The sequence below is a fragment of the Mariniflexile jejuense genome (assembly GCF_042675665.1).
In the GTDB taxonomy this organism is placed as follows: domain Bacteria; phylum Bacteroidota; class Bacteroidia; order Flavobacteriales; family Flavobacteriaceae; genus Mariniflexile; species Mariniflexile jejuense.
This window is the reverse complement of the sequence record NZ_JBHTJI010000001.1, coordinates 161,237-162,514: the sequence shown is the minus strand read 5'-3', so window position 1 is coordinate 162,514 and position 1,278 is coordinate 161,237. Positions and strand designations below refer to the sequence as shown.

The window sequence follows — 1,278 nt, the reverse complement described above, 5'->3', positions numbered from 1 at the left end:
ACCTACTGTTTTAGATGCTAATGGTAACGCTATAACTCCTGTGTTAAAAATAACACCTGCTGATATTGCTTGTTCTGGTGATATGGTTTGGGTATATACTTATACCGATTGTGCTGGTAATACTGCAGATTGGTCATATATTTACACCATTGATGTACCAGACTTTACAATGCCTGCTAATGGTAGTTCTACTGTAAACTGTTTAGTTGATGCTAAAGTGGCTCCTACAACACCTACTGTAAATGATGCTTGTGGAAACCCTATAACTCCTGTGTTAAAAACAACACCTGCTGATATTGCTTGTTCTGGTGATATGGTTTGGGTATATACTTATACCGATTGTGAAGGTAATACACATGATTGGTCATATATTTACACCATTGATGTACCAGACTTTACAATGCCTGCTAATGGTAGTTCTACTGTAAACTGTTTAGTTGATGCTAAAGTAGCTCCTACAACACCTACTGTAAATGATGCTTGTGGTAACACTATAACTCCTGTGTTAAAAACAACACCTGCTGATATTGCTTGTTCTGGTGATATGGTTTGGGTATATACTTATACCGATTGTGAAGGTAATACACATGATTGGTCATATACTTACACTATTGATATACCAGACTTTACAATGCCTGCTAATGGTAGCTCTACAGTAAACTGTTTAGTTGATGCTAAAGTGGCACCTACAACACCTACTGTAAATGATGCTTGTGGAAACCCTATAACTCCTGTGTTAAAAACAACACCTGCTGATATTGCTTGTTCTGGTGATATGGTTTGGGTATATACTTATACCGATTGTGAAGGTAATACACATGATTGGTCATATACTTACACCATTGATGTACCAGACTTTACAATGCCTGCTAATGGTTCACAAACCGTTACGAATCTAGCCAATGCGGTGGAACCAACACCTCCTAGCGTGAATGATGCTTGTGGAAACCCTATTACACCTGCGACTCCTACTAAAACCGATACTCCTGACTGTCAGGGTTCTATCGTATACACATTTAAATATACAGATTGTGAAGGTAATACGCATGATTGGACCTATACTTACACTATTGAATTGGCACCTTTTACAGTGCCTGCTAATGGTAGCTCTACTGTTAATTGTTTAGTTGATGCTAAAGTAGCTCCTACAACACCTACTGTTTTAGATGCTAATGGTAACGCTATAACTCCTGTGTTAAAAACAACACCTGCTGATATTGCTTGTTCTGGTGATATGGTTTGGGTATATACTTATACCGATTGTGCTGGTAATACTGC

Annotated in this window: 1 protein-coding gene; it reads left to right on the top strand. The window is 38.1% G+C overall.

Features of this window, described 5'->3' with window-relative positions:
- A partial coding sequence (locus ACFQ1R_RS00660; protein ID WP_379924152.1) for an HYR-like domain-containing protein occupies positions 1-1,278 on the top strand: 1,278 nt, incomplete at both ends.